Below are 24,790 nucleotides of genomic sequence, written 5' to 3'. Positions count from 1 at the left end.
GCCTGCTGCTCGCTGGAGCCGGACCTGGACCGCGGCGGTACTGCACTGGACGTGCGACGGCCGGCGCATCCGCAGCGGCATCCCCGGCCCGGCGCTCGCCGATAGCCTCGACGCGTAGGCCGCGGACAAGACCCCTGGCACGCCCCGCCCGTCACCGACGGCTTCGACGCGTCCCGCTTCCCCAGCTCGGCGCAGTATGAGGCGCATCAGCGTGCCCGCGCCGAGCGCCTTCACACGGCCCTGGCCAAGGCCATCCAGGAGCGCGCCGAGGCGTGGGACGACCTCAACGCGCTGGCCCACGTTCTGCCGGGGGATGTCAGTGCTGCCCGGCATAGTGCCGGTCATGATCAATGACCTGGAACGTATCGACTGGGCCTCCTTGGAGCACGCCTACGGTCCCGCGGACGATGTGCCGGGATGGCTGCTCGGTATGGCTTCACCTGACGCCGAGGTCCGGGACAAGGCATTCCGCGACTTCTACAACCAGGCCCTCCACCAGGGGAGCGTATATACGAGCACGGTGGCCAGTCTGCCGTTCCTTTTCGCCATGGCGGACGATCCGGCGACGCCTGATCGTGGGGCGGTCGTTGCGCTGCTGCTCAGTGTCGGGCGGGAGGTAATCGACGCCGAGGAGATCTACGCCGTCATCTGCGGCCCCGACGGCGCAGAGTCTACGATCTACCCGGACACCGCGAACCTGATGCGCGAGCACGCTGACGCCTTCGTCTCCTACGCCAGTGACCCCGACCCCAGGGTGCGCAAGGCTGCGATTGAGAGCCTGGGGCTCTTCCTGGACGATGCCGAGCGGGCGGTAGCGCTGCTGCGGGACCGTTTGGTAGAGGAGAGCGGGGTCGCCGCGCGGGGGCTGGTGGTGCGGACGATGGCGGATCTGGTGCTCCGCCTGCCCGCTGCCGCTGTACCGGCGCGGCGATGGTTCGACGCCCTGGCCGACAGCAGTGCTACGGACCCCGACACCCGCCTTGCGGCCCTCGTCCACCGGGCCCGCTGCGCTCCCGAAGGCATCGACGACCGCACGGTGCCCACCGCGATCGGACTCCTCCGCCAGATCACCCCGACACCCGCGCCCGAGGAGAACAAGGAGGGCAGGGACGCTTCGCGTCCCTGCACGTGTGTTTCCGAGCCCGAACCCGAAGTCGACGCGGATGTTCCCGGGTACATCGTCGCCGCGTTCGCCGACCTTGAACGTCACGGACGCGTCCACGCCCCCACCACCGCTCTGCTGACGGCCTTCCACGAGACCCTGGACGCGCGCCTCGACGACCGGACGGCGCTGCTCGCCGAGCAGCTGAGCAGTCCGGATCCGGGCACCCGGTACGACGCGATCGACATGGCACGCCGTTTGATCACCTCCTGGCGGGGTGATCACACCCGTCTCGTACGGCTCATTGGCGACTGCCTTGCGCCGCGCGACGCCTACACCGCCGCGGCCGCTGCCGAGGCCCTCGGCTCCCTGGCCGCCCTCGCCGAACCGGCCCGCGAAGCCCTCGCCGCCTACGTCACCGACCACCGCACCGAGCACCGCCCAGATGCGTGGGCGAGCCCCCACCCCGAGGTGCGCCGCGCCCACCAGCTGGCCGTTGTGGCACTGGCCGGCCTCGGAGACGAACGTGCTCTGCCCAGCCTGCTGACCGCGCTGGACACCGGCACCGACGCCTGGCGCGCGGTGAACGCGGCAGGCCACCTGCCCCAGGCCGCCTCCGAACTCACACCCCGCCTCATCCGCCACCTCGCCGACATCGACCTCTCCCGGGACCAGCCCGGTTTCGGCTTCACCAGCCTCACTACCGCTCTGTCCAGGCTCGGTGATCCGGCGGCCGTGCCCGCCCTCACCGACGCCCTCCGGGCCGCCGTCCGGCACGAGCAGTGGCACACCGCACAGGCCGCCCTCAAGGCGCTCGCCTTGTTCGGTACCCGCGCCTCCTCCGCACTGGACTTGGTCCGTCCCCTCACCGAGGCGGACAACGTGACCCTCCGGACGGCCGCGGCGAGCGCCCTCTGGGGACTCGAACGCAGCCCCGGAACCGTCGTGCCACTGCTCAACGGCCTCCTGGAGCACCACCGGAACTTCGACGCGATGGACCTCGCCGGCCGGATCGGCCCTCCCGCCGCTCCCGTACTGCCGCGTCTGCGGCAGATACTGGCCGGGCAGGTCGAGGAGAACAGGCGCAACGAGCAGAACGGCTCAGCCGTGCTGAACGACTCGTGGACCCTCGTCCATGCCGCGTCGGCCCTGTGGGACATAGGCGGCGACAGCGAGGCCGACACGGTGCTGCCGGCGCTGCGGGACGCCTGGAAGGACAACGACGCCACCGCACCCACGGTCGTTGCGTGCCTCGACCGCATGGGCCCGGCCGCACGTCCCGCCCTGCCTCAGATCCAGGTGGCACTCGCACAGTCCCACCGCTACGACCAACGCTGGAGCGGCGCGGTCGCATCCGACCTCGACATCGTGCACACCTGCCGCACCATCCTGACCCGCCTGCACAACCGAAGCGACCACAGGCGAAGACGACACCGACGGCATCGGCGTCCGTGACGCCGCCGCCATCGGCATGCTCGCGGCCGGAAGTCTGCTCGCCACCCTCGGCCTCAAGCGCATGCTCCAGCGCCGCCGCCGCCGACCCGGCGAACTCCCCGCGACGACCGACACCACCACAGAGCAGAACCTGCACGCCGCCGCCGACCCGGGCAGTCTCGAACTCCTCGACCTCGCGCTGCGCACCCTAGTCCACCACGCCACCGAACACGGCCTCCAGCTCCCGGCGGTGGCCGGCGCCCGCATCACCGCCCGCACCGTCGAACTCCTCCTCCCCGCACCCGAGACCGACGGCGACGCCGACGAGACGGACACTACGGCACCCGCCCCGTTCACCCAGGAAAGCCCAGGACGCTGGACGCTCGACCGCACCGAGCCGCTCCTCGACCCCGAGACGGCCGCCCACGTCCCCGCCCCCTACCCCGGCCTCATCACCCTCGGCACCGACCCCGACGGCAACCACCTCCTCATCAACCTGACCCTCTCCCGAGTTCTCCTTCTCGACGGCACCCCCGACGCCGTACGCGACACCGCCCGCGTCCTGGCCCTTGAAGCGGCCACCAGTACCTGGAGCGACCACTCCGAGATCATCACCGTCGGCCTCGACGACCAACTGCCCTCCCTGCTCCCGCAGAGCCGCATGCGTGCCGTTCCCCACCTCAAAGCCGCCCGCACCGACCTCGCCGAACTCCTCCTGGAGCAGCGCCAGACCGCCGGCGGCGACGACGCCCCGACCGGCTCCCCTGGACCCTGGTGTGCGCCGCCGACATAGAGGAGGACGAGGCCCGGATCCTGGCCGCCACCCTCACCGCCGCCCACGACCTCCCCGTCGCCCTGGTCGTGCCCGCCCAGGGCACATCCGGCGCCTTCGGCTCCTTCGACGAAGCCGTTCACCTCGCCGTCGGAACGACCGGCACCCAGTACGTCGACGCCCTCGGCTCCGACCTGATCGTGCAGTCCCTGCCCGAGGCCGACTACGAAGACTTCGTCGGCCTGCTCCGCCGGGCCGAGGAGCCCGCCCCGCCCGCCGAAGGCCCGTGGAAAGAGGTCCCGCCCCTCACCATCGGCCTCGACGACGGCCCGGCCGCGACCAGTCCCACCGCCCTGCCCGCCACCCCGTTCGCGGCCTTCACCGCCTCCCGGGCCCTGGCCCCTGTCCCGCCGATCCCCGCGCCTGCCGCCGAACCCGACACGAACACCACCTCGGCTCCCGCGCCCAGTACCCCCGCGACGACCACGCCCGAGGACCCGGCCGACACGACCGCCCAGCCCCAGACCGAGCCCGCGGAAAGCCCCACCAGCGCCGAGGAACCGGACGAGACCGCACCTGGCACCGACGAGCCGGCCGACACGACCGATCTGCACGCCCCTGAGATCCAGATCCTCGGGCCGGTCACCGTCACCGGGATCTCCTCCACCGGCCACGGCCCCAAGCTCGCCCAGCTCGCCGCCTACCTCTACTTCAAGCCCGGCTCCCCTGACGCCGTCCGCGAAGCCATGGACCCGCGCGCCCCCTGGGCCAAGCCCACCCTTCAGACCCGGATCTCCCAGCTGCGCAACCAGCTCGGCACCGACCCGGACGGCGCGCTTTACCTCCCCCGGGACCGCACCGGTATCTACAAGCTCTCGCCCAAGGTCCGGTGCGACTGGGAGCGCTTCACCACGCTCGCCGAACGCGGCCTGACCAAGGGACCCTCAACCGGCGTCGGAGACCTGGAGACCGCCCTCGCGCTCGTGCGCGGCTACCCCTTCGGCGCCACCCCGCCGGCCTGGGCCGCCGCCCGCGTCCAGGAGATCCTTGTCCGCGTCACCGACACCGCCCACACACTCGCCACCTGGCACCGCACCGGCCCCAGGCCCGACCTCGACGCCGCCCGCCGTGCCGTACGCCAGGGCCTGGACATCGACGACAGCGCCGAACTGCTCTACCAGGACTGGATGCTCATCGAGGCCCAGGCGGGCAACCACAACGGCGTGACAGCCGCCTACGAGACCATCCTCACCATCAACCGGCGCCTCGACGTCAGCACCGAACCCGAGACCGACGACATCTACCGGCGCCTCACCACCCGCACCGCCTGAGCCAGTGACGAGCAAGCCGCACATGTCACTGGCTTCGAAGAACGGATGCCGCCGGATCGTGGCATCGGTCTCGATTGGGACGTTCAGGAACGGTGGTGGGGACTGGCGCCATTCGTTCGGGCGTGGTCCCGAGCGGCTTGGGCGATGAACCGGCGGCTGCTGTATGGGTTGAGTGCTGTGGCCTGGAGATGCTCGTACATGACGCTGTAGTGCTGCACGTCGGATCGTTTTTCCAGGTACAGGTCGCTGGTGAACCGTTCCAGATACACCGTGCCCTTCCCGGGGGCGTCCGCGAACGCGAGGATGGAGAACTGTCCCGAGATGCCTGGGTGGGCACCCACGTCGTGCGGGAGGACCTGCACGGTGATGTGCGGCTGGGTACTGAGGCGGTTCAGGTGTTCAAGCTGTTCGCGCATGATGTCGGGGCTGCCGACGACGCGGCGGAGTGCCGATTCGTCGACCACGGCCCATAAGCGGAATGGGCGGGCCGGGTGGTGGGCCCGGTGCTGGCGGCTCAGCCGTAGCTGAAGACGCGCAGCTCTTTGTTCAGGCGTGGCCAGAGGGATCGTTTCCGCGAGGACCGCGGCGGCGTAGTCGGGCGTTTGCAGCAGGCCCGGCATCACCAGGGACTCGTAGGAGTGGATCGAGGAGGCGCCGGTCTCCAGTCCGATGTAGACGGCGTACGGGACCTCGCCGAAGGCGACCCACCACCCCTGGCGGCCCGATTTCCGGGCCTGGCGCATCAGCACGTCGACGAACTGGGCGTCGTTGACCCCGTAGAGGGCGCAGAGGTCCCGCACATCACGGGGTTTGATGATGCGGCGGCCGTTCTCCAGATGGCTGATCTTGGGCTGGGAGATCATCAGCCGCTCGGCCACCTGGGTACTCGTCAGGCCACTGGCCAGACGCAGCCGCCGCAGTTCCGCGCCGAGTCGGCGCCTCCTGACGGTGGGATTCTCGTTCGCCGCCACGGGCGGTCTACCTCCGGCTCGGGACCGTCTACCAGCCACGCGAATGCCACGGCCGGGCCCCGGCGAACGCGTTCGCCGTGCAGAAACGATCAACGAGTCTCGAAGGCAAGCGTCACCTGTCGCGCGCCGCTCCGGCGCCAGCGACAAGAAGAGAAGGTCTCGAAGGAGGTCGCCGATAAAGACCGCGAGCAGGGAGCCGTCCGACAGGTGCGGCTCCCTGTTCTGGCATGCCCATCGGGCGCTCACCATGAGGAGTTACCACTCTGTGAGGGCCTGACGGCGACCGTTGTCAGCACCGTGGTGAGGACCCTGCCGAAGAGTGATACGGCCCCTGCCCCCGTCTCCTTCGAGGAGCCGCTCGTGTCCCGCCCCCAGCCTTCGCATGACCTCGACAAGGCTCTGGACAACCTGTCCACGGCCGCTGGCCGGTTCCTCGCTGGGCAGGACCTCGACGGAGTCCGGCGCACCGACGCGACGTTCTGGCGCCCCGGCACCCGGATCCGGACGAAGGACGTCAGCGGCCCCGTACGCCGGACGTCCTACCGGCCCGGCTGGCAGCGCCTCGCCATCCGGCTCGGCGTCCTGACCGCGGCCGCCGGCGGCGGCTACGGCTACCTCCTGCACCCCGACGGCCTCACCCAGGCACTCATGTATGGCAGCCCCCTGGCGGCCCTGACCACGGCGGCCGGAGGCATGGCCTACCGGGTGGCCACCAGGGAAAGCCGCGAGCTGACGACGGAGTGGATCGAGCCCCTGCACCAGGCGCTCGCCGTGCCGCTGGGAATCTCCGAGCACACCGACCCCCGCACCTACATCCACATGCCGCCCGACTTCACCGCCGACGACGCCGATCCGCATCGACCTGCCGGCGAACCTGCGCTTCCAGCGGGAGGAGATCGCCCAGGTCGTCACCCAGAAACTCGCCCTGGAGAACCCCTCCTTCTCCTGGCGGCTGGCCGGACGCGACACCCACGTCCTCATCAGGAAGAAGCACCGCCCGCCCACCCGGCTCGGCCTGGACGACCCCGGCGTACGCGACCTCCTCGCCTCCATGCCCGAGTCCGCCCCGCTGATCGGCCTCGGCGCCGCAGGCAAGACCGTCTCCGTCGACCTCGACCACGACTCCCCGCACGTCCTGATCAACGCGGGCACCGGCGGCGGCAAGTCCACCATCCTGCGCACGATCGCCTGCCAGTTCCTCCACAACGGCGCCCAGGCCCAGGTCAGTCGGCCGCACCCCACTCGGGCTCACGAGCCTTACCCCAACCGGGGTCCGCGCCCCACCCGACGTCCACGCCCCAGCCGATGTCGAAACCCCACTCCGGGTCCGCCCCCATGATCCATCCGGTGTCGCGCATAGGTGTCCCTCCGTCCGTAAGAACATGGGCACCTACTTCGACGGTGGCACCAACTGGTCCGCCGGCTGGGGACGCTTCGTCAACGGCAAGGACCTCGGCCACCTCCGCTTCGGTGACGCGACCGGCGACAAGAAGGCCGACCTGTTCGTCTACGAGCTGCCCAACGGCAAGGTCTCCGTGCGCACCAACATGGGCACCTACTTCAACGGTGGCACCACGATGATCACCCTTCCGTAAGGCCCCCACGGGATCAAGCGCGCCGACGGGGTCCGGGCCGATAGCCCGGACCCCGTCGGCGTCGTTCGTTCAGGCAAGCAGCTTGTGAGGAGCGTTATGACGGCCAGGCTGAGGGGGACGGCGCTTCGCCCGAGTCTGGCGCTTCGAACACGCACACGAACTGGCGGCCGCGCAGGACCCACTCCCGTGGGCCGATGTGGCGACCGTCTCTGGCTACGCAGACCAGGCACATCTCGTCCGGGATTGGCGCGAGTTCACAGGCCGGTCGCCGACGGCCTGGCGCCGCAGCGAAGTCCTCCTCGGGGCCGGGTAGCCGGCCACCGTCTGCCCGCCGCGTCGGCTCCTCCTCTCTTTCCTTCAAGACCGCCCGATCGATGTCCTGTGACGATCGTCAGCATGAGACTCGTCAGCGACGAACGCAACGCCCTGGACCTGCGGACCACCCCCGTGCACCTCGGACTGGGATCGAGAGCGAAACCCGTCGAGGGCTTCGCCTGACACCGGGAGGTGCTCCAGGCTTACAGCGCCGCGGTCGCGGCAGATGGTGCCGAGGTCGGGCAACCATCAACCCGGCCGGGGTACGACGCGGTCGACATGGAGGGCCCGACGTCCATCATGGCCATCACCGCGAGCCTCGGCACCGACCACCGTCCTCGGACCTACACCCGTCCGACCGAACGCGTCGGCACGCCCGGCCCGCCGGAAGCGCCGTGACGACACGCGTCGCGTGCCTCGGCGACAGCCTCACCCGCACGCAGTTCAGCGTCGACCACCTGCACGGAGGGGGCGTGGAGCCGGGCGTCAGGTGAAGTGAGACGGCCCCAACTGCGGGGCGTGCCGAGCCAGCTATCTTCGTGATCATGAAATGGTCACGATCACGGCCGCGAAGACGGCCCGTCGCTCTCCTCACCGCCCTTGCCTCCTGCGCCTCATTGCTCGGTCTCACCGCCGCGCAGCCGGCGGCGGCGAGCGGTACCGAGCTCTCCGGTGCGGCGCGCCTCGGCGTCCAGCAGGTCCTCTTCCGCTCCGGAACCGCCGGCTACGGCTGCTTCCGTATACCTACCCTGACGACGACGAAGAACGGCACCCTCCTCGCGTTCGCCGAGGGCAGGACCTCCCCGTCGTGCGCCGACCGCGGCCCCATCGACATCGTCATGCGCCGCTCCACCAACGAGGGGCGCACCTGGTCTCCGATCAGGGTCGTCCTCTCCGGCCGGGCCAGCGCCGCCGGGCCCGCGCAGGTGCGGGGCAACCCCTCGCCCGTAGCCGACGTGTTGCCGGACGAGAAGGGGGGATCCGTCTTCCTCTTCTCCAACTCCGAGCCGGCGTTCCCCGGAGGCACCCGTATGTCCTGGGTGCAGCGGAGCGACGACGACGGCCTCACCTTCCGGGCACCCACGGCTGTGCCGCGTCTGACGGCCGGCAAGAAGTGGTTCGGAACCGGGCCCTCTCACGGGATCCAGATCCAGAAGCAGGGCCACCCGCACCACGGACGTCTGATCGTCGGCGCGTACGAGACCGGGGACGACGACTCCCAGCGCGTCGGCGTCCTCTACAGCGACGACCGGGGCGCGACCTGGAAGAGCAGCATCACCGAGGACTCGTTCCTGCGGGCCGAGCAGGTCTCCGGCCTGCCGTTGGCCCCGCAGCGCGATCCCGACGGGCCGGTCTGGGGCCCGGAGTCTCCCGTGGCGAAGCCCGGGGAGCCGGTGGTCGCCGAACTCGCCGACGGCAGCGTGTACGTCAGCGCCCGCAGCCCGTATGACGTACGCGTCAACACGACGCTGCCGGCGAAGTACGAGGCCCGGCACCGCATGCACGTCACCGCCACCGAGGCGGTCGACCCCGCGGACGGGATGACGAAGGTCAAGGTGCCCGGGCTCGGGTTCACCAAGGGCTGGGTGGGCCCCGATGTCCAGGTGTCGGTGCTCGCCCCGCGCAAGACCTACCGGGCCGCCCCGGGTGATCTGCTCCTGATGTCGACCCCTTCGCATGCGAGTCTGCGCGAGGGCATGAGGATCCGCTACTCCGAAGACAAGGGGGCGACCTGGAAGGACGCGCCGGGCGGGCAGGTCAGCACGGACCTCGGTGACCGGGCCAGCTACTCCGACATGGCGGAGCTGTCGGCTGGTGATATTGGCATGTTGTATGAGAGCGGTACGTCGTTCTCTGCCCAGCACATCTACTTCAACCGTTTCACGGTGGACGAGCTCGATCTTCCCGGCACGTTCGCGGCCAAGGGTTTCGGCCTGCCGCAGAAGGTGCCCGCCGCCGGGCGGACCACGCCCGACACCACCGTCGAGGCGAACGACGCCTACCTTGGTAACGGTGCCGCCTCCGGTCCGGGTGGCGTTCTCGAGACCCGGAAGTTCGGTCAGGGGCTGAAGCTCAACGGAGGCGCGGGCGGCACCAAGGGCCACGCCGACCTGCCGTGGACCGCGTCGCTGAACGCGGGCACGGTGGACATGACGTACTCCCTGTTCTTCAAGTACAGATCCACGTCCGCCTCGCCGCAGCAGGCCCTGATGTGGGCGTATGGCGTGGGCGATCCGACATCGCAGGTGTGGATCCGGGTGCAGCCGGCGGAGAACCAGGTCATGGCGCGCGTGAAGGGTGAGAGCGGCTATGTGACGCTGACTGTGGACGCGCCGGCGGACAAGCTCGCCACGCCGGCCTTCGGCGACGACGCCTGGCACCACCTGGTGCTCACTCGCGGCGGCGCCGAGATCAAGCTCGCCGTCGACACGATCGCACCGGCCGTCACGTCCGTCGACGTCGGCCGGCTCGGCCCCTGGCGCAGGGACGACGTCCAGGGCATCCGCCTCGGCGACAAGCTCGACACAGGTACCGCTGAAATTGACGTCCAGGACGGATTCACGGGCACCCTCGACGAGTTCCGCGTCTACCGCGAGGCGCTCGACGCGACGCAGTGGCCGGCTCTGCGCGGCGCCGAGCCGGAGAAGGTGGCCCCGCGCTCGCTCAAGGCCCACCTTCCGTTCGAGGTCATCGACACCGCCGGGTCCGTGTCGCTTACGGACGTCCGTATCCAGGACGACGTCTCCGGCCAGTGCGCCGATGGCACCCTGCTCGGCACCGCGAACCCGGAGACGAAGGAGGTACAGGTTGCGGGGCGCATCAACGGCGCCGCCCTCGGCGTCTCCTCGGCCCTCCCGGGTGTGGAGGCGCCCTGCGTCCCCGCCGTGGACAGCGGCGCAGGAAACTTCACCTTCGCCCTCTGGTTCCGCTACGACTCCGCGAAGAACCCCTCAAACGCTGCGCTGCTGTCGGCGTACGGGTCCACCAACGGCAAGCCGTTGCTGTCGGTCGGCGTGACGCCGTCGACGGACCGGCTGACCGCCCGCGCGGCCACCACGTCCGCCTCAGCCACGATCGAGCTGGAGGACACGGGGGCCAGCTGGGCGTTCGGCGACAACGCGTGGCACCTGCTGACCCTGACCCGCGCCAACGACACCCTGTCCCTGCGCGTCGACGCCGGAACCCCCGCCACCGCGACGGGAGTCAGCGGCTCCTTCACGGACGGAGTCACCGTCCCCGAGGGCGTCAGAATCGGCTCGAAGCCCGATGGCACCGAGGTCCTCACCGGAGAGCTCGACGACTTCCGCTTTTACAAGCGGGCGCTGAGCGACATGGAGAGGGCCGACATCCTTGACACCAAAATGGGGGGCTGGAGCCCACCGCTGCACCCCGCGCCCACCGTCTGGTGGACCATGGAGGGCGGCAACACCGAGCAGCACCTGGTGATGAGGCCCGCCGTCGACGCCACTGCCCGTGGCACCTTCGACACCTCAGCGCAGTGCAACCACGCCATGGTGCGCGGCGGTGCCACCGTCACGGACGGGGACGGCAGGTACGGCCGCGGCCTCGGCTTCGACGGGGTGAACGACTCCGTGGAGCTCCCCTACGGGGAGGCAGAGGCGCTCGGGGACGGCGACTTCACCCTGGCGACCTGGGTCCGCTACCAGGCGGCCGAGAACGACGAACCGGTGTTGGTCAGGGCCTACGGGGCTGGGACCGCCGAACGCCAGCTGTGGATCCGTGCCAGGACCGACACGAACGACATCGTCGCCCACGTCCAGACTGACCGGGGGATCACCAGCCTGGTGGCCAAGGCCCCAGAGAAGACAGTGTTCGGCGACGGCACCTGGCGGCACGTGGTCCTGCGCCGCGACGCCGGGGAGCTGACACTGTCGATCGGTGACGGGTCCCAGCTCCTGAAGACCGCGACAGGCGCCGTGGCCGGCTCCCTGACCTACCAGGACGGCTTCGACGTCCAGGGCATCCTGCTCGGAACCCGCCCTGAGGCACAGCCCAAGGACTGGTTCCAGGGCTCGATGGACGACTTCATCCTGGTCCGCAAGGCCCTGTCGGACACCGAGATCACGAACGGGGCCGAACCACTGCCCGTGGACGGCTCCACGGTGGCCCGCCTGCCCTTCGAGACGATCACACCGAGGGGAACGCACGTCCGTCTCTGACCGACCCACCAGGCACCCCCGAATCGGCGGACACACCCACAGAAATGCTGGCGTCCAGATGTGAACACAGGCCCGTACCGTCCCCGCTGGGAGAGGTGATCGACGACGGCGGTGTCGCAGGCGTGAGCAGTGCCGACGGATATGGCGAACCCGGCGGCGATCCGTGCGAGCGTGTCGTGCCGGCGAAGGTGGATCAGGCCGACAAGAGCGTCCTGGTGAGACGGAAGTCTGCAGCGGCGGTCACCTTCACAGGTGACGATGAGCAGGGTGACCCACTCGACCAGGGGTGAGGCAGGTCGAGTACGGCGGGAGAGGTGACCAACTAGGCTTTGCGCTGATGAGTTGAGACGTCGAATACCCCTATCAACAGCTCAGGAGCCTCGTGCGTTGCGGGAGGCCGGCCCGTTACCCGTTCAGTGGTCACTCCGAAAGAGCTCACTGAGCCGATTTCATCCTGCCTCTGCGGGGTGAAATGGCAGGTCAGCAGGGTGTGCAACGAGACGAGGCTCCTGGTCGTTGCGGTGGTGTTCTCTACGCACCACGCATCGTCCGATTGGCGCCTTTCACGGCGAGCATCAACTACCCGTTGAGCCGAAGCACGATAGTTGTCACGTAGGCAGGCTTGTTGTCACCGGCACCCCTGGCCGGAGGTCAGCGGTTGAGTAGCGAGTCCGCGATCGCGACGGAGGACGGAGCGAGCCTGGTCTCACCGTCGTCGATATCCCAGAGCGAGTTCTGCAGCAGCCGTCCCAGGGTCCAGCCGGTCGCGCGTGCGCGGTCCAGGTCGAGGACATCGGTGAGCAGGTCGAAGCGCCGCTGCACGATGCGTAGGGTGTCGCCCTTCGCCACGACGTCGTCCCACCTGCTGTCCAGGGCGGGCCACAGATCGAATCCTGGGTCGCCGGCGAGTGGCTCGGGATCGATGGCGATCCACGGCTCGCGCTGTGCGGCGAGAACGTTGTCATAGTGCAGATCCCAGTGCAGCATCCGGTCCCCGGGCTCACCGGCCAGTTCGGCCACTGCCGATGCCCAGCTCCGCAGGAGCTGACGGTCGGCCGGGTCGACCAGCCTCATGATCGCCTGTGGGACCTGCTCCAGCATCTCGGAGGCGATGTCGCCGAGACTGCGCAGTCCCTGCGGCGCGGGGACTGCGACCAGCCGCGCGTGAAGCTCGGCCAGGGTGCTCATCGCCACGTCGTCATTGTTGATCGAGGCCAGCGTGCGGGATCCGTCCAGGCGCTCCAGGAGCATGCTGCTGCTCATAGGGTCGTGATCGAGCAGTCGCACCATCCCCTTGCCGTTCCAGGCACGCAGGCCAATCAGCGCGGCGGTGGTCTCCTGTCTGGGCATCTGGAGTCTGAGGACCGCGGGCGTACCGTCGCGGCGCAGCACCGGCAGCACCAGTGAGGCTTCCCCGGCTCTTGCAGCGCCGTCCCGTTCCAGACCCCAGCGTTCCAGCATGTTCGCCGCCAGAGTCGGCAGTCCGGCGATCCAGACTCTCCCCTCCTCACCGAAGCCCGTGGCGTACGACGCCGTCAGGTGACGCGGGACCTCGTCTGCTTCTAACGTGCTCACATCGGGCCTCCTTCGCAGGGAATCAGGTTCGCGCCGCAACCTACCGAAGGTCGACGGACAGCCTGCCATCGCGGCGCACCAGCCATCTCGAAGCCAGGGCGGACACCGGCCGTGGGGATGTGAAACCGCCGCAAGTAGCAGGACCCCGCTCTCTGCCACCGGTGACAGAAGGTCTGCTGAACGCGCAGGTGTGACAAGCCGCGTGCCTGAGTGGTGACAAGCAGGCTGCCTCGTTCGGCCCCATCGGCACGTCATCCGGCTCTGCCAGTGACAACTAGGGGGTGTTTTAGAACGTGCTGACCTGTCTGTTTGGCCGTCCGGGGAAGTCGCGGGCGGCCATCCAGATGGTGAGGTCGCAGGCGATGTCGTGGATGCTGGTCGCCGTGGTGACCTCGTGCTCGTTGCGGGTGGTGTCACGGCGGACGATCTCGTAGCCGCCTTCGTCCAGGACGGCCACGGAGGCGAACCAGACGGGGTCGTCCTCGTCGGGTTGGACGACGACGAAGGTGTTGTCGGAGTCGTTGAGGTCGCTGATCAGCATGAACAGCGCGTCCTCGGAGGGGTCGTCGATGCGGTCGCCGTTCTCGCTGTCGGCGCCGTAGTACTGAGCCCCCATCGTGGTCTCTCCCTCACCCTGTCGGCCCTGGTCGCGGTCAGCATGGCATGAGGAACGGACAGCCCAGGCCGGTCATAACCATTCGCCAATCGCGGCGATCAGGACGGTGGCCTCGAAGCGGACGGCGAGTTTGTCGAACCGGGTGGCGACCGCCCGGTTGCGCTTGAGCCGGTTGATCCCGCACTCGACCGCGTGCCGGGCCTTGTAGTCCTCGCTGTCGAAGACCGGAGGCCGTCCGCCGACCTTCCCGCGCCGCTTGCGGTGGGCGGCCTGGTCGGCAGGCTCCGGGATCGTCCAGCGGATCCCCCGCTTTCGCAGGTAGGCCCGGTTGGCCCGGGAGGAGTACGCCTTGTCGCCACGCACTCGGATGGGGCGGACACGGGGACGGCCAGGTCCGGTGCGGGGCACCCGGATGCCTTCCAGAACGGCGACGAACTGCGGGCTGTCACCACGCTGACCTGCGGTGACCAGCAAAGACAGCGGCCGCTGGCCCTGCTCGCAGGCCAGATGAATCTTGGTGGTGAAGCCTCCCCGGGACCGGCCCAGTCCATGGTCGTCAGGCTCGATAGAGGTTCCGCCCGGCGGTTCGTTCTGGGCCTGGCCGTCGCGGCGGGCACCCGCGGCGTGCTGATGGGCCCGGCAGATCGTGGAGTCGACGTTGACCTCCCACGTGATCAGTCCTGCGGCATCCGCCCGAGCCTGCAGCCGGGTCAGCAGTCCGGGCCAGGTGCCGTCGCGCTGCCAGCGGCGAAAGAGTCCGTAAACCGTCTGCCACGGCCCGTACTCCGACGGCAGATCCCGCCACGGAGCACCAGTCCGCACCCGCCACCGGATCCCGTCGATCAGCTTCCGCCGGCCTAACGACGGCCGCCCCAGCGCCGCGACCGGCAACAGTGGCTCCAGCACAGCCCACTGGTCGTCAGAAAGATCCCCTCGTCCCACACCGAGATCATCGCGATGCGGGACGAGGCACAGAGCCGATTTTCAAAACACGGCCTAACGGGCTTCGGCACATGTCCTGACCGGCTCGCCACCGCCGACTTCGAAGCCGCCGGCGAGCTCGCCGCGTTCCTCCCCCGCGCCATCACCCTAGGGAGCCGGGCATGAACCACGGCCCAGAGGTCGCCGCCCTCTGGGAGGAGCACAGCGACATCGGCCACCACTACGAGGAACTGCGCGCCGACGGGGACGTCGACGCCTGGACCGATCCGCCCTTCGGCGAACCGCTCTACCCCGGCCAAGGCGACCCCGACTACAACCCGATCTGCTACTGCCCCTGGCCATGGCCACACACCTTCTGCCTCGGCTGCGCCGACTGCCACAAGTGCGGGCAGTGCGACTGCTCCCCCCCCCCCCCCCCGCGTCTGCTGTGAGGTTCACACTGAGCGACGACAACACCTCACAACACCCTGGCGGCCTGCCTGTGAGCTGTGAGCCGAAATGCAGCTTTCTGCGCCGTTTACCTATGAGGTGGCGGACCGTTCTCCCTGGTGAACAGGTTTCGGATCAACCGTCCTGTGAGCTGTGAGGCCCCAGACACGAACCTCGCCGTTGTCCTCTGACAGATGATCTTGACCGATTGCCAGGTGAGTTTGACCGTCCAGCGGTCAGCGGCGGCAGATCCAGTGGCTGTTGCCAGCCGGGTGCCTGCGATGCTCGCCGGTCGGGCGAGTCACCACGACGGCGCCACCCTCGTACGAGACGCGGTCGCCCACCGTGACAAACATAGGCCGGTCCAGGACGACCTGGAAATCGGAGTTGAGCTGGAACTCGCTGAGGAGCAGCATCCGTGGCACCGGCGTGACGCCGTCGAAGTCGATACACATGGGGCCAAGCGTCCCGGAGACCCAGTGCGACCGCGATAGGTTTCCCGGCCTCCGAGCACACCGCATCCGCCAGCGGGCCCGTAGCGGACGGACCTCTGGCCAAGATCAAGTGGCAGGACCCCATCGGCAGTCAAGATTGGGTGGCAATCGGTCAAGATCACCTGTCAGAGGACAGCCGTTCGTCACCCTTGGTTGCATACGGGGTGCAACGCTGCCGTGCAACGCACTCGCGCAACACATTGCAACAGACCGCCTGTTGTGGGCCTGACCCGCGAAGATGCCTCCGCTGCATCGCGAGAAGGGGTGTTGCACCCCCGCGTTGCACCCCGCCACCGCGCCCGGATCCGGATTGCCACATGCCGCTGCCCGTCACTCCCGCCCAATCACGGACGTTGTGCGGGGCATGGACTGTACGCAGCTGCTCAAGGACCTCGCGGACGCGGTGGAGCTACGCAATCGCAGGGTGGCGAGCCTGCGCGCCGCCGGGTCCACCGTGGCCGAGCTGGCAGCGCAGGCCCTCGCAGCCGGCGCCCCGGACGCGCCCCTGCGCCGCATCCTGGCCACGATGGAACCGATGATCGAGCACGAGCGCCGACCGCAGCAGTCCACGACTGCGCCCGAGCCGCCTACGGCAGCTCCCAGGTACTCGCTGACGGAAGCGTGCGCGAAGAAGATCCTGCCCTGGACGGCTCCCACGGCTCGCAAGTACATGCGAGGGTATTCGCCGAGGCATGGCATCGCAGTGCCGACCGGAAGCCTGGAGGGAACGCGACCCGCTATACCGAGGATGAGCTCACCACCTGGCTGTCGGCCTGGCAGCAGCAGGTCGATGTCCGGTAACAAGAAACTTGGACCGATTGCCATCGAAGTTGGACCATCACACGGTTGGTCGAGCGGGTCTCCTAGTCTGGCTGAATGATCGACGACGACACTTCTGATGGTCTGGTCGTCCGGGTGGGGACCCCCGGGGTGCAGGCGGTGCAACTGCTGTTCTCCGAGCCCACGCGGCCCTACGGAGAGGAGCCGACCCTCGACTTCATCGTGCGGGTACGCAGCCGATGGGTGAGCATCGAGACTTCGGTTCGGACCTGGGACGGCGACGGCCTCCACTCTTTCCTCTCCTCACTGGCGGAGGACTTCCGCGGCTGGCAGGGAGTACGGACCTGGCACTCCCTCGAGTACGACCTGACCCTCTCGGCAGAGCACCGTTCTGGTGGCCATGTACATCTGACGTGGGGCATCCACAACCGGCCGCCCGCCGAGGAGTGGCACTTCGAAACGACCACGGTGCACGCTGCAGGCGAGGATATGCAGCATCTTGCCGCCGAGATCCATGCCCTTCTCATCAGCCCGGCCGAGTAGCCGGAGCGTCTGATACCTCGCGGACCGGTCCAACTTCGTTGGCAAACAGTGAGGACAGCGGCTGGTGTCACGCGCAGCCCCAGACCAGTGAGCCTGTGAGCCTCGCAACCATTTTCCCAGGTAGACGCGGTGAGCTGTGAGCCTATGAGACTGTGAGGGACTGCGTGACACGACGGGCGATACCGCGCTGTCCGACCCGGTCACCCCTGCCCGAAGACGTCGCGCCGCCACTCTTCCGGGTGAATCCCGTGCCCACGGCTCCGCGTTCCTACCTCGTGTGGGTGACACTGTGTCAGTGGAGTTTCCTACCGTCCGAACCCTCCCCTGCGCCCCCGCGGCGCCCGACGGTGATCACTCCTTGTCCCTGACTGACGGGCTGCGTAGCCCCCACTCCCCCCTGCGCCGGTTCCTGGACCGCGAACTGTCCGCTGGCCCCAGCACCGCACCGACCACGTTCCGCTCCCGCCGTCCGGCGTCGGCACCGAGGCCGGCACCGTCGGCACGGCGATCGACCGGCGGCTGCGCCTGGCCTTCACCGCGGCCGCGCCCGTCGACGACGCCGCCCTCAGCGGCATCGAGCGCACCGGACGGTTCGGGGGCCACGGCGAGGGGCTGCGGATGCGCGCGGTCGGCAACGAGCTTGCCGCCCGCCTGACCGAGACGGTCAGGGACCTCGACCTCGACAACCGTGACCTACCCCTCGACCGCGCCCAGGAAGAGGCCGAGCTGGAACTTGTCCGGTCGATCTCTCAGGCGGGTGTCCCACGCATCTGAATCTCGCTGTTGAGGGGCTTGCCGAGTAGAGTACAAAGGCGACATGGACACCGCAGAACTTCAGCAGACGCTGAACGAGACCATTGAACACCCTGTCGTGCATCACGGGTACACCTCCTACATGCGTGACTACGAGGTCGTCATCAACCTGTGGAACGGCCCCCAGAGTCCGCAGACCTACCTGCGATATCTCTTTCGCTATTGCGTCGAAGCGCGGTGCGAGACGTTCCAGTCTGCGGACGTTTGGCGGGCTTCCTTGGACGACAGTCTTCTCGACCGCGAAACCGCTGACCCAGACCTCGGCGGGTACGTCTGGGGCGCGAAGTATCACGAGATGTACGGAGCCGAGCTTCGCCCCCACTCGGAGGCTGCCCGTCGTTGGTCGAAGGCTGTGGGGATCGACTTCCATGAGGTTCACATAGAGACTAACGCGCACGACCTGACTTTGCTCTTCTCGGACCTTGAGGTGAGCGAGGTCCCGGTCGGATACGCACCCTTCGTCGCGGACTGATCACAAGGATCGTGTGATCTTGTGACTCGCGCGGATCGGAATCGTTCTGTCTGTCATGGGGCGGGGTGATCTGAGTAAGGGCTCACAGAAGAACAACATGCAGGTGACCAACTTGCTGACCTGCTATGTCAAGGCCCAAAACCCACAAGTTAATTCTCTGCAAGCCCTAAGAACTCTTAACGGAATGAGTTGTTGGGGGGTCAGTTCCTCGCCGCGGGGTGCTGTCGGGCAGCATGGGGCGATGGACTTCGATCAGCCGCTGCCTCGCGAGGTGAAAGTCATCGACTCGGCCTCGCTGTTCAAACTGGAGGAGCGGGCGTGTGACCTCAGCTTGAACTCGCGACTGGACCCGGCGTGGGTGCGGGCGAGTGTGGCGCCCGATGGAACCCATTACCTTTGGCCGGCCCTGTGGAACAGCCTGTCCCACCGGCCGGATGTTCCACGTCAGCTGCGGTGCGAGCTGTTGATCACTCTGCGCACGGGAGACCGTGTGGTGAGCTGGCTGGATGTGCTTCCCGAGGACTTCACCCCTCTACCGAGGGTGACCTCAGGCGAAGAAGGCATGCAGGTCAGCCAGCTCCTTGACCGTGCTCCTTCGGTCAGGGAACGGCTACTGCGGCAGGGGGAGGGCTCGGATCGGCTGTGACAGGCGCCGCCAGCAGATGAGTGCGCATCCCAGGGTGAGGAAGGCTTCGTGGATGTCGTCGCGGATCTCCCAGCGGATCCGCAGTCGGCGGAACCAGTGCAGGTGAGCGAATGCGCGCTCGACAACCCAGCGTTGGGTGCCGAGTCCGGAGCCGTGTTCGGTGCCGCGTCGCGCGATCAGTGGCTTCATGTCGAGCGCGCGGACCAGGCGGCGGTACATGTCGTGGTCGTAACCGCAGTCACCAAGCACGGCATCGGGCCGTCGCCGTGGCCGGCCGCGCTCGCCCCACACCGGCGGCACTGCCTGGAGCAGTGCGATGAGCTGGGTGACGTCGTTGCGGTTGCCCCCGGTCAGGGCGACGGCGAGCGGGATGCCGGTGGCATCGGTGATCAAGTGGTGCTTGCTGCCCGTCCTGCCCCGGTCGACAGGGCTTCGTCCCGTCTTGGGGCCCCTTTCAGCGCCCGGATGTGGGAGCCGTCGACCGCCGCCCGGGAAAGCCAGGGCGTCCGCGCTGCGGAGCTTGGCCAAGAGCGCTTGATTACGCGCCAAGAGTGCAAGCAACGCGAGGACTTACTTCACCCCCTTCACCTGCTGCGACGGCTCTGCCGATGAGCACCGGCCCGTCCCGTCGGCACATGGTTGCGCACTGTGTACGCACGTGCATACAGTGTGCGCGTCGGCGTAGCGGGCGCATTCTCCAACCTGTGCGTGAACGTCAGGTGCAGGGATGTCGGCTGCTTTTCGCTCAAGTCCCGGGCGGCTGCGTGCCGAAACCTCCGCCGTCCGGCCGCCGGCCGGGTCACGGTGGGGGCCGGATCTCACGCTGATCGGCGAAGCACCCGCCGTCCCGCTCACCCAGACCCCACTCACCCGGGCCCGCTTGCAGCCGCGCTCGACTCCTGCCACGCACGATCCACCGTTTCACGAAAGGCAACTCTGTGAACGCCATGAGCGATTCGCCTTCGTCGGCCGCGCGGCCTGTGGACCTCGAAGGGCTGCTGGTCACGGCGGAAGATCTGAGCGTCGCGGGGCTCGATGAATTCACCGAGCTGGAGTCCCCCTCGTCCGACGAGGACCCGCCGCCGATGACCGGTCCGACGCAAGAACTCACGACGCTGCTGAACAGGGCGTTCCAGGACAAGGCCGCGAGGGAGGTCAGGACCTCCTTCATGAACGCCGACTCCACGATTGTCGTCGACGAGGGAGTCTCGGAGCGGGCGGCTGGGGCTGCCCTGGCCTGGATGGCTGACATGCGAGCGGTGTACACCCATTGCTCGGCTTGGACGATGAGCGTCGGTGGTGAGGAAATCACCGTTGGGCTGCTGGACCCTGCCGATGATCCGAGCGAGCCACTGAAGGTGGAGCGGAAGTTCGGTGACGAAGCCCTGATGCGGACGATGCTCGCGGGCGCGGCCGGGCAGCAGGCCCGGATCACCACACTTCTGGTGCGCGACGGTGACCGGGCTTTGGAACTGACGTTTCGTAGCCTGGCTGGTGACCCCGATGGCCCCGAAGAGGCTCGCCTCGCCACTGTGATGTCGAAGTTCCTCGCGCTGGCTCCGGCGAGGTTCCTTGGTCTGCCTGTCGGGGAGGAAACGCACGGCTGAAGCGGTAGCGCATCAGGACGGCAGACCTCCGATCAGGGACACGATGTCCTTGACCGGAGGTCTCGTTCCTGGGTGGACTCCGACGGCTGCAACGACGTCCTGGGTCCGTCTCCCGGACTGGGATATGCGCCGCTGCATCCCCGGCTGCAAGGCCGCCGCTCTCACGCCCGCGCACAAGGCACTGGGCAGGGGCCGGAACGCGTACGACGTGATCACCAGTCCCGGTGACCTCAACGAGGATGGCTTCCCGACCTGGTCGCCCGGGACCCGGAGGCCGACCTCCTCTTCCGGTACGACACGGGCTCGGCCGCCGGGCTGCTGTCCGCGAGGACCTCCCTGGGTACCGGCTTCAAGGGGTACAAGAACTCGTCGGCTCGGATGACCTGACCGGTGGCGGCATCAGTGACCTGCTCCTTTCGGGACGATTCGAATGAGCTGTGGCGGATGGACGTCACAGGGGCACGTTCAAGGCCCGTGTGCTCGTCGCCGGACACCGGGTGGGACGCGTCGTACGACTCCCTGGTCGACATCAGCGAGCTGCCCGGCGACCGCCGCAACGACCTGTTCGCCTGGCCCGACATCGCGGCCGCGATGGCCCAGCTCGACGCCAAGGGCATCGACGTCACCCGCATCCTCACCGACGCGCACGCCGCCGGAACGGGCGTCGACCAGGCCGTTGCTGCCGTCACCACCGTGGCCCCTGCCTAAGCAACCGCCCCCACCCCCACGGCGACCAACCCCCACCCCCGCGCTGGCTGACCCCCGCGTCCCCGCACCCGCCACCGCACCGACTGCCACACCCGTGCCCATCCCCGAGGCGCCCACTCCCGCCGCTGCGCCGGTGCGGGAGGCTGCCGACCCGTGGGCGCCACCCGCGAGTACGGAAGCGAAGCGCTCCTAGGGCCCGCTGGCCGAGGGCCTCAACATCCCCTGGAATCTGGACCTCGGCGACCGGACGAAAGCGCTGGAACAGCTCGGCGATAACCGGCTCGCGCACGCCGCGATCGTCGGCGCCCTCAAGGACACCCTCCCCGAGACACAAGCCGACCTCCTCATCAGCTTCCGCCAGTGGCCCCTGCTCGCCGATCGCATGAACCAGATCCATGACCAAGGCGGCACCACCCTCTTCACCGCACACCTGGCCCGCCTCACCACCGACACCACCTGGCAGGACGGCCCGCCCTCCACCACCGCCGGACGCCTCGTCGACGCCACCCTCCACTCCCTCACGACACCACCCTCCCCCCCCGACCACGCCCACACCCCGAAGCCGCGTCGCACCGACAGCCGCCCCGCTCCCGCTCCACCCACCACACCCACGGGACAGCAAGCCCCGACACAAGCCGCCCTCCCCGCACAGCGGCAGCACACCGCACCGGCCAAGAGCGCAGGGCGCACACGCTGACGGCAGCCAACTCCCACCCGGAGGCCGCAGGCGCGGTGCCCGGGCGTGGAAGGGGTCCCGTACAGCCGGGGCCGGGCCGGCGGGCGCCCACCGGCACGCCTGCACGAGCCGTGCGCGGGGTGCGCGTACGGACGCGCGGCCCCTTACAGGCTGCCCCGAGGACCAGGCCGTCACCGTCGACCACACGGCCGTCGCATCGCGCTGGAACGTCCCGTCGCCGGACCGGTGAGGGCTCGCGTACGGCTTCCCCGCCAAGCCTTCGCTCACGTCCGCGCACGCCGCACACGGACAACTGCCGCTGAATGCCTGCAACCTTTCGATCTGTCGTGAGTCTGAACGGGTAAGGCGCACGGTGCGCTTGCGCTCCGGAAGGAATACGAACGTGGCTCACGTCCACTCGACCCGCCCACGGCCGGTCGTCGCCATTTCCACAGTCCTTGCCGTCACCCTCGGCGTGGGGGCGCTTGCCGTCCCGGCGTCCGCTGCCCCGGTGCGGCCGCCGACGGCCGTCGCGTCGGCCACGCCTGCGGCCCCGATCCCGTTCCCGAAGCAGCACAAGCTGGTCGACGCCGGGGTGAAGGGCTTCCTCACCCAGCCCGTGGGCAGCACTGCCACGAGTCGTTTCGCCTGGTACGCGAACGGGGCCGCGACCGGCTACAGCGGCCGGCCCTATCTGCGGTCCACGCGGACCGGCGATTTCCTGGTCTTCGCGGACCACTACAAGGTCACGCTCCGGGACATGACGACGATGGGCATCCGTGAGGTTGCCCTCGACCCTCTGGCGAACAAACCGGCGTTCGCCGGCTCGGCGGCGGACGCCGTGTTCACCACCGACGGCAGGGATCTGCGCAAGCACACCCTCGCGGTCGGCACCGGTCATGTGACGGGCCTGCCTGCCGGTGCCGCTTCGGTCTGGGTCCAGCCCGGCACGGCCGACGACGCCCTGGTCCAGTTCACCGTGGACAACGTGCGCAAGTGGGCTCTGCTCGACCTCGCCACCGACACGATCGGAAAGAGTTACGACGTTCCCGCGGGGGCCACCAACAGCGCCGTCTCCGACACACACGTCCTCTGGTCCAAGTACGACGGCCGGACCACCCCTGAGATCTTCATCCTGGACCGGGCCACGGACACCGTCCAGGAGGTCCCCGTCAGCGGGACGTTGCACGGCGACTTCCTGGTCCGCCTCGTCGGCGGCTGGGTCGTGTACGCCACCACGGGCGTCTTTGACAGCATCAACGTCTCCTCCCAGCTGGCCGACGTCACCGCGTACGACCCGGCCACGAAGACGAAGACGAAGCTGCTCGACCACATGACCTCGGCCGCCATGGCCGGCGACGGCAGCCTGTACGTGCGGGGCGGCAGCGTCACCCAGGGCGAGGGGATGTATAAGGTCACGGCGACAGGGAACGACACCCCGGCCGTAACCCTGGTGGCGAGCACCGGCGAGCCCACCGCACTGCAGGTCACGGGCCACGACGTACCCGCCAAGGTCGACCTCGACAAGAACTCCGGGTGGGCGAGGTTCACCTGGAACCTGTCCCGGCCGCCCTCCCACGCGGTGCTCGAGATACGGCACACCCGCACAGGGGTGGGCTACAGGGACTACGACCACTCAGACATCGCGCGGACATCGTTCGACTGGCAGGGCCAGTACAACGGCACCTACACGTGGGAGCTGACCGCCGTACCGTCCAACTTCATCGGTCCGGCCGTCACCGCGACCGGATCGTTCACCGTGATCCGCAAGGCCGCGCCGCACGACTTCGACGACAACGGCACCCCTGACGTCTTCCTCCGGGACGCGCCTGGGCAACTGTGGCGAGCCGACACCGCGTACACGCAGCTGGAGTCCGAGCACGTCATGCTCAAGGCCGACCCGCACCGGCTGATCGGCCCTGGGTGGCAGATCTACGACCAGATCGAGGTCACCGGCAATGTCGCGGGCTCGGAGGTCGCCGACCTTGTCGCACGCGACAGGACCGGTGTCCTCTGGCTGTACCAGGGCGACGGACGCGGCGGATTCTCCGCCCGCGTCCGCGTGGGCGGCGGCTGGCAGGCGTACCACCACATCGCGGGCGGCAGCGACCTGACCGGCGACGGCCGAGCCGACCTCGCAGCCGTCGACAAGGCCGGCGACCTCTGGCTGCACAAGAGCACGGGCAAAGCCGCGACCCCGTTCGCAGCCCGCAAGAAAATCGGCTCCGGCTGGGGTATCTACAACCAGCTGGTCGCCGTGGGCAACGTCGCGGGCGGCGCGGCCGGCGACCTCTTCGCCCGGGACCGGGCCGGCGTTTTGTGGCAGCACCTGGGCAAGAGCGACGGCACGCTCGCTCCCCGCACGAAGGTGGGCGGCGGCTGGAACACCTACCTGCACCTCGTCGGCCTCGGCGACGCCAACCGGGACGGCCGAGCCGACCTGCTCGGCGTCGGCACGCACGGCGCATACCTCTACCGCGGTACCGGCAACTGGAAGAACCCGCTGCTCGCCCCGCAGCCCGCAACTCTTTCCTCCGACGGCGGTGAGTACAACAGCATCTCCTGAACCCGAACAACACTGCACACGAGCGAAGGCGCACCCGGCAGACCGGGTGCGCCTGACACCAGGACAGGCCGCCGAAACCTCACACGCCCCGACCCGGCATCGACCCGAACTGCGCGATGCCTCGCCCCTACTCGACGAGCTCGTGCACGCCAAGACCTGCCCGGGCGATCTCTGAGCCGACGTGTGCCCCACGCACCGAATCTCGCTGTCGAAGGGCTTGTC

General features: G+C 68.8%; 19 protein-coding genes and 5 pseudogenes. 17 read left to right on the top strand and 7 right to left on the bottom strand.

The window, feature by feature from the left end:
- Nucleotides 1–343: 343 nt before the first annotated feature.
- From ACRRSS_RS18655 to ACRRSS_RS18645, 3 genes are read left to right on the top strand one after another with little or no spacing between them, the layout of a single operon-like run.
- The gene (locus ACRRSS_RS18655) at nucleotides 344–2,557 is read left to right on the top strand and encodes a HEAT repeat domain-containing protein (protein ID WP_435972247.1); all 2,214 of its coding nucleotides are present in this window, start codon (nucleotides 344–346) and stop codon (nucleotides 2,555–2,557) included.
- Nucleotides 2,558–2,573: 16 nt separating this feature from the next.
- Complete coding sequence (locus ACRRSS_RS18650) at nucleotides 2,574–3,329, top strand: hypothetical protein (RefSeq protein ID WP_435972246.1); 756 nt, start codon at nucleotides 2,574–2,576, stop codon at nucleotides 3,327–3,329.
- Nucleotides 3,311–4,639, top strand: a complete 1,329-nt coding sequence (locus tag ACRRSS_RS18645; protein ID WP_435972245.1) for a hypothetical protein — start codon at nucleotides 3,311–3,313, stop codon at nucleotides 4,637–4,639. Before ACRRSS_RS18650 ends, ACRRSS_RS18645 begins: the two co-directional genes overlap by 19 nt.
- A gap of 83 nt (nucleotides 4,640–4,722) precedes the next feature.
- On the opposite strand, the gene ACRRSS_RS18640 is transcribed toward ACRRSS_RS18645, so the two are convergent.
- Nucleotides 4,723–5,610: a helix-turn-helix domain-containing protein gene (locus ACRRSS_RS18640; protein ID WP_435972244.1), complete on the bottom strand. Its 888-nt coding sequence runs from the start codon at nucleotides 5,608–5,610 to the stop codon at nucleotides 4,723–4,725.
- 1,051 nt (nucleotides 5,611–6,661) lie between these two features.
- Here ACRRSS_RS18640 and ACRRSS_RS18635 point away from each other — a divergent pair.
- The 5 genes and pseudogenes from ACRRSS_RS18635 (at nucleotide 6,662) to ACRRSS_RS18615 (ending at nucleotide 11,701) form a co-directional block, all read left to right on the top strand.
- Nucleotides 6,662–6,949, top strand: a complete 288-nt coding sequence (locus ACRRSS_RS18635) for a hypothetical protein (protein WP_435972243.1) — start codon at nucleotides 6,662–6,664, stop codon at nucleotides 6,947–6,949.
- Between the two features lie 43 nt (nucleotides 6,950–6,992).
- A complete protein-coding gene (locus ACRRSS_RS18630; RefSeq protein WP_435972242.1) occupies nucleotides 6,993–7,205 on the top strand; it encodes a hypothetical protein in 213 nt (70 codons plus the stop codon).
- Nucleotides 7,206–7,323: 118 nt separating this feature from the next.
- Nucleotides 7,324–7,518: pseudogene (locus ACRRSS_RS18625) on the top strand (helix-turn-helix domain-containing protein); the annotation flags it as partial.
- Nucleotides 7,519–7,601: 83 nt separating this feature from the next.
- A pseudogene (locus tag ACRRSS_RS18620) lies at nucleotides 7,602–7,919 on the top strand (hypothetical protein).
- 146 nt (nucleotides 7,920–8,065) lie between these two features.
- Complete coding sequence (locus tag ACRRSS_RS18615; protein WP_435972241.1) at nucleotides 8,066–11,701, top strand: LamG-like jellyroll fold domain-containing protein; 3,636 nt, start codon at nucleotides 8,066–8,068, stop codon at nucleotides 11,699–11,701.
- An 83-nt stretch (nucleotides 11,702–11,784) separates the two neighbouring features.
- On the opposite strand, the pseudogene ACRRSS_RS18610 reads toward ACRRSS_RS18615, so the two are convergent.
- From ACRRSS_RS18610 to ACRRSS_RS18595, 4 genes and pseudogenes are all read right to left on the bottom strand, one after another.
- Nucleotides 11,785–12,023 (bottom strand): annotated as a pseudogene (locus ACRRSS_RS18610) (transposase family protein); the annotation flags it as partial.
- A 329-nt stretch (nucleotides 12,024–12,352) separates the two neighbouring features.
- Nucleotides 12,353–13,276, bottom strand: coding sequence for an aminoglycoside phosphotransferase family protein (locus tag ACRRSS_RS18605; RefSeq protein ID WP_435972240.1), 924 nt, complete (start codon nucleotides 13,274–13,276; stop codon nucleotides 12,353–12,355).
- 286 nt (nucleotides 13,277–13,562) lie between these two features.
- Nucleotides 13,563–13,936, bottom strand: a pseudogene (locus ACRRSS_RS18600) (hypothetical protein).
- A gap of 28 nt (nucleotides 13,937–13,964) precedes the next feature.
- Complete coding sequence (locus tag ACRRSS_RS18595) at nucleotides 13,965–14,834, bottom strand: IS5 family transposase (RefSeq protein ID WP_435972239.1); 870 nt, start codon at nucleotides 14,832–14,834, stop codon at nucleotides 13,965–13,967.
- Between the two features lie 161 nt (nucleotides 14,835–14,995).
- Between ACRRSS_RS18595 and ACRRSS_RS18590 the strand changes: the two genes are divergently transcribed.
- Nucleotides 14,996–15,265 (top strand): hypothetical protein, encoded by a 270-nt coding sequence (locus tag ACRRSS_RS18590; protein ID WP_435972238.1) that lies wholly within the window; start codon nucleotides 14,996–14,998, stop codon nucleotides 15,263–15,265.
- A gap of 234 nt (nucleotides 15,266–15,499) precedes the next feature.
- On the opposite strand, the gene ACRRSS_RS18585 is transcribed toward ACRRSS_RS18590, so the two are convergent.
- Nucleotides 15,500–15,718, bottom strand: coding sequence for a hypothetical protein (locus ACRRSS_RS18585; protein WP_435972237.1), 219 nt, complete (start codon nucleotides 15,716–15,718; stop codon nucleotides 15,500–15,502).
- A 915-nt stretch (nucleotides 15,719–16,633) separates the two neighbouring features.
- Between ACRRSS_RS18585 and ACRRSS_RS18580 the strand changes: the two genes are divergently transcribed.
- The 4 genes from ACRRSS_RS18580 (at nucleotide 16,634) to ACRRSS_RS18565 (ending at nucleotide 19,011) form a co-directional block, all read left to right on the top strand.
- Nucleotides 16,634–17,080 carry a DUF6228 family protein gene (locus ACRRSS_RS18580; RefSeq protein WP_435972236.1) on the top strand — a complete coding sequence of 149 codons (447 nt, stop codon included), beginning with the start codon at nucleotides 16,634–16,636 and terminating at the stop codon, nucleotides 17,078–17,080.
- Between the two features lie 618 nt (nucleotides 17,081–17,698).
- Nucleotides 17,699–17,854: a hypothetical protein gene (locus ACRRSS_RS18575; RefSeq protein ID WP_435972235.1), complete on the top strand. Its 156-nt coding sequence runs from the start codon at nucleotides 17,699–17,701 to the stop codon at nucleotides 17,852–17,854.
- Nucleotides 17,855–17,897: 43 nt separating this feature from the next.
- Nucleotides 17,898–18,365, top strand: coding sequence for a YxiG-like protein (locus tag ACRRSS_RS18570; RefSeq protein ID WP_435972234.1), 468 nt, complete (start codon nucleotides 17,898–17,900; stop codon nucleotides 18,363–18,365).
- 241 nt (nucleotides 18,366–18,606) lie between these two features.
- Nucleotides 18,607–19,011 carry a hypothetical protein gene (locus tag ACRRSS_RS18565; protein WP_435972233.1) on the top strand — a complete coding sequence of 135 codons (405 nt, stop codon included), beginning with the start codon at nucleotides 18,607–18,609 and terminating at the stop codon, nucleotides 19,009–19,011.
- Here ACRRSS_RS18565 and ACRRSS_RS18560 read toward each other — a convergent pair.
- Nucleotides 18,976–19,557 (bottom strand): annotated as a pseudogene (locus ACRRSS_RS18560) (IS5 family transposase); the annotation flags it as partial. The gene ACRRSS_RS18565 and the pseudogene ACRRSS_RS18560 sit on opposite strands and share 36 nt — an antisense overlap.
- A gap of 392 nt (nucleotides 19,558–19,949) precedes the next feature.
- Between ACRRSS_RS18560 and ACRRSS_RS18555 the strand changes: the two are divergent.
- The 4 genes from ACRRSS_RS18555 to ACRRSS_RS18540 all read left to right on the top strand — a co-directional run bounded on the left by ACRRSS_RS18555 (nucleotide 19,950) and on the right by ACRRSS_RS18540 (nucleotide 24,568).
- Nucleotides 19,950–20,618 (top strand): hypothetical protein, encoded by a 669-nt coding sequence (locus ACRRSS_RS18555; RefSeq protein ID WP_435972232.1) that lies wholly within the window; start codon nucleotides 19,950–19,952, stop codon nucleotides 20,616–20,618.
- A 474-nt stretch (nucleotides 20,619–21,092) separates the two neighbouring features.
- Complete coding sequence (locus ACRRSS_RS18550) at nucleotides 21,093–21,326, top strand: hypothetical protein (RefSeq protein ID WP_435972231.1); 234 nt, start codon at nucleotides 21,093–21,095, stop codon at nucleotides 21,324–21,326.
- Between the two features lie 382 nt (nucleotides 21,327–21,708).
- On the top strand, nucleotides 21,709–22,023 hold the full coding sequence (locus ACRRSS_RS18545) for a hypothetical protein (protein WP_435972230.1): 315 nt from the start codon (nucleotides 21,709–21,711) through the stop codon (nucleotides 22,021–22,023).
- 382 nt (nucleotides 22,024–22,405) lie between these two features.
- The gene (locus ACRRSS_RS18540) at nucleotides 22,406–24,568 is read left to right on the top strand and encodes a hypothetical protein (protein WP_435972229.1); all 2,163 of its coding nucleotides are present in this window, start codon (nucleotides 22,406–22,408) and stop codon (nucleotides 24,566–24,568) included.
- Nucleotides 24,569–24,790 lie beyond the last annotated feature (222 nt).

The organism is Streptomyces sp. Qhu_M48, assembly GCF_051305195.1.
Taxonomy (GTDB): domain Bacteria; phylum Actinomycetota; class Actinomycetes; order Streptomycetales; family Streptomycetaceae; genus Streptomyces.
The sequence above is the reverse complement of the archived record's forward strand: the minus strand, read 5'-3'. Positions and strand labels throughout refer to the sequence as shown.

Bases quoted from the DNA above. Each gene is read 5' to 3' on its own strand.
- ACRRSS_RS18655 (WP_435972247.1), top strand. From the start codon at position 344: ATGATCAATGACCTGGAACGTATCGACTGGGCCTCCTTGGAGCACGCC.
- ACRRSS_RS18650 (WP_435972246.1), top strand. From the start codon at position 2,574: ATGCTCGCGGCCGGAAGTCTGCTCGCCACCCTCGGCCTCAAGCGCATG.
- ACRRSS_RS18635 (WP_435972243.1), top strand. From the start codon at position 6,662: ATGCCCGAGTCCGCCCCGCTGATCGGCCTCGGCGCCGCAGGCAAGACC.
- ACRRSS_RS18630 (WP_435972242.1), top strand. From the start codon at position 6,993: ATGGGCACCTACTTCGACGGTGGCACCAACTGGTCCGCCGGCTGGGGA.
- ACRRSS_RS18615 (WP_435972241.1), top strand. From the start codon at position 8,066: ATGAAATGGTCACGATCACGGCCGCGAAGACGGCCCGTCGCTCTCCTC.
- ACRRSS_RS18590 (WP_435972238.1), top strand. From the start codon at position 14,996: ATGAACCACGGCCCAGAGGTCGCCGCCCTCTGGGAGGAGCACAGCGAC.
- ACRRSS_RS18585 (WP_435972237.1), bottom strand. From the start codon at position 15,718: ATGTGTATCGACTTCGACGGCGTCACGCCGGTGCCACGGATGCTGCTC.
- ACRRSS_RS18580 (WP_435972236.1), top strand. From the start codon at position 16,634: ATGATCGACGACGACACTTCTGATGGTCTGGTCGTCCGGGTGGGGACC.
- ACRRSS_RS18575 (WP_435972235.1), top strand. From the start codon at position 17,699: ATGCGCGCGGTCGGCAACGAGCTTGCCGCCCGCCTGACCGAGACGGTC.
- ACRRSS_RS18570 (WP_435972234.1), top strand. From the start codon at position 17,898: ATGGACACCGCAGAACTTCAGCAGACGCTGAACGAGACCATTGAACAC.
- ACRRSS_RS18565 (WP_435972233.1), top strand. From the start codon at position 18,607: ATGGACTTCGATCAGCCGCTGCCTCGCGAGGTGAAAGTCATCGACTCG.
- ACRRSS_RS18545 (WP_435972230.1), top strand. From the start codon at position 21,709: ATGAACCAGATCCATGACCAAGGCGGCACCACCCTCTTCACCGCACAC.